Annotated in this window: 1 protein-coding gene, 2 pseudogenes and 1 other annotated feature; of the genes and pseudogenes, 2 read left to right on the top strand and 1 reads right to left on the bottom strand. The window is 57.4% G+C overall.

Annotated elements, in window-relative coordinates; genetic code table 11:
* Positions 1 to 166 (bottom strand): annotated as a pseudogene (locus HKD24_RS14980) (IS481 family transposase); the annotation flags it as partial.
* Positions 167 to 223: 57 nt separating this feature from the next.
* Between HKD24_RS14980 and HKD24_RS14975 the strand changes: the two are divergent.
* Positions 224 to 1,452 (top strand): IS3 family transposase gene (locus HKD24_RS14975; protein ID WP_194260953.1). Its coding sequence is split into 2 segments (ribosomal slippage): positions 224 to 515 and positions 515 to 1,452, totalling 1,230 coding nucleotides; the frame shifts between segments, so codons are not numbered across the junction.
* Positions 505 to 621, top strand: a sequence feature (AL1L pseudoknot). (Overlaps the previous gene by 117 nt.)
* 88 nt (positions 1,453 to 1,540) lie before the next feature.
* Positions 1,541 to 2,215 (top strand): annotated as a pseudogene (locus tag HKD24_RS14970) (DEAD/DEAH box helicase); the annotation flags it as partial.
* Positions 2,216 to 2,339: the final 124 nt, after the last annotated feature.

The raw sequence follows: 2,339 nt of genomic DNA, 5'->3' as shown, positions 1-2,339 counted from the left end.
GGCCAGTTTTCTGATCTTCGACAGTCTGACGCTTCCGCCACTTTGCAACTGTTTTCGGGTTGATCCCGAACTCCTTGCTCAGCGTCGCGAGCGAAGCCTGCGATCGCTGTAGTGCTGCTCGCACGGCGTGCGTGGTCGTGGCGCTGCCATGACGTATCTGTCCCATAAGGCTTTGAACCGCTCCGGGATTGGCGGAGACCTATTCACCTGAGAAGAAGGTCTGATGAGCAATTCTGTGAAGAAGTTTTCCCCTGAGGTTCGTGCCCGCGCGGTTCGATTGGTTCTGGAGCATGAGGGCGAGCATCCGTCGCGTTGGACGGCTATGGTATCGATTGCTGGCAAGATTGGCTGTTCGGCGCATACGCTGAACGAATGGGTCAAGAAGGCAGAGGTTGAGACTGGTAAGCGGGCCGGCGTTCCGTCTGAGACTGCGGATCGGCTCAAGGCGCTGGAACGCGAGAACCGCGAGTTGCGGCAGGCTAACGAGATCCTGCGCAAGGCATCGGCGTATTTCGCCCAGGCGGAGCTCGACCGCCCCTTTCGGAAATGACAGCATTTGTCGATGAGCACCGCGCGGCATACGGGGTCGAGCCGATCTGCAAGATGCTGCAGATCGCCCCGTCAGCCTACTATGAGCGGTTGCGCAAACGGCGCGAGCCAGGCCGAAGATCGGTTCGAGAACAGCGTGATGCCGAGTTGAAGCCGGAAATTCTGCGGGTTTTCTCGGAGCATTTCGGTGTCTATGGCGTGCGCAAGGTCTGGCGTCAGCTTCTTCGCGAGAACATCACGGCCGCTCGCTGCACTGTGGCCAGGCTCATGCGTGATCTCGGTCTGCAGGGCGTGATCCGGGGTAAACCGAAGCGGACGACGATCAGCGACAACAATGCACCCTGTCCGCTCGACCGTGTGAACCGACAGTTCAAAGCGCGGGCGCCAAACCGGCTGTGGGTTTCGGATTTCACCTATGTCGCGACTTGGACCGGGTTCGTTTATGTGGCGTTCGTCATCGACGTGTTTGCCCGATACATCGTCGGCTGGCGCGTCAGCCGGACAGCACATGCGAACTTCGTACTCGATGCGCTGGAGCAGGCGATCCATGCGCGCTGTCCGTCAGGAGCCAGAAACCTTGTTCACCACTCGGATCGTGGCTCCCAATATGTCGCCATTCGATACACCGAACGCTTGGCTGAAGCCGGGATCGAACCGTCGGTCGGTAGCGTTGGAGACAGTTATGACAACGCCCTGGCCGAGACTGTCGACGGCCTGTTCAAGGCCGAGGTGATTCATAGATGCGGACCATGGCGATCGTTCGATGCCGTGGAATACGCCACTCTCGAATGGGTGGACTGGTTCAATAACCGTCGTATCCTCGAGCCCATCGGCAACATCACGCCGGCCGAGGCCGAGCAACAGTTCTACACCGCTATGGACCACGTCCCACTGGCAGCCTAATTTATGCAAACCGGTCTCCGCCAATCCCGGAGCGGTTCAGTTTCCAGGTATTGAAAGCCGCATTAGCCAGCGTTGCTGGAGAGAGAAAATGAACCCAGAATCAAAATCTGTTCCGTCAGTCTCGGTCGCTTATGCGGCAAATGGTAATTCTACAAAAGCCAATGCCCTGGGTATGCGCCCCATGCAGGAGCGTGCTTACGAGAAACGGGGAGAACAGTATCTTCTGATCAAATCTCCCCCCGCCTCGGGCAAGAGCCGCGCGCTGATGTTCATAGCGCTGGACAAGCTGGAAAATCAGGGACTGAAGCAGGCGATCATCGTCGTGCCGGAGAAATCCATCGGCGCGAGCTTTCATGATGAGCCGCTGAGCAAGTTCGGTTTCTGGGCTGACTGGCATGTCGAGCCCAAATGGAATCTCTGTAATTCACCGGGCACTGATGGCGGCAAGGTCAATGCTGTTGGCACATTTCTGGAAAGCAGCGACCAGACGCTGGTCTGCACCCACGCGACGTTCCGCTTTGCCGTAGAGAAGTTCGGCATTGCCGCTTTTGATCAGCGGCTGGTCGCCATAGACGAGTTCCATCATGTCTCGGCAAACCCGAACAACAAGCTCGGCCAGCAGCTTGCCCAAATCATTGCTCATGGAAGCGCCCATATCGTTGCCATGACCGGCTCCTATTTCCGTGGACATGCGGCGGCAGTCCTGTCTGATGAAGACGAACGCAAATTCGAGCGTGTCACCTATACCTATTACGAGCAGCTAGGGCCTGTTAGCGCTTGAAACACTTCCCATATTATAGGGATGGAAGAAGGAGACGGAACAGGCACTTTTACGGACGAGACATGGGCGATCTGGGAGCCTCTGATTGAAGCGGTTCGCCCAAGGG

Source organism: Gluconobacter vitians (assembly GCF_015244565.1).
In the GTDB taxonomy this organism is placed as follows: Bacteria; Pseudomonadota; Alphaproteobacteria; order Acetobacterales; family Acetobacteraceae; genus Gluconobacter; species Gluconobacter vitians.
This window is presented reverse-complemented; position numbering and strand designations above follow the sequence as displayed.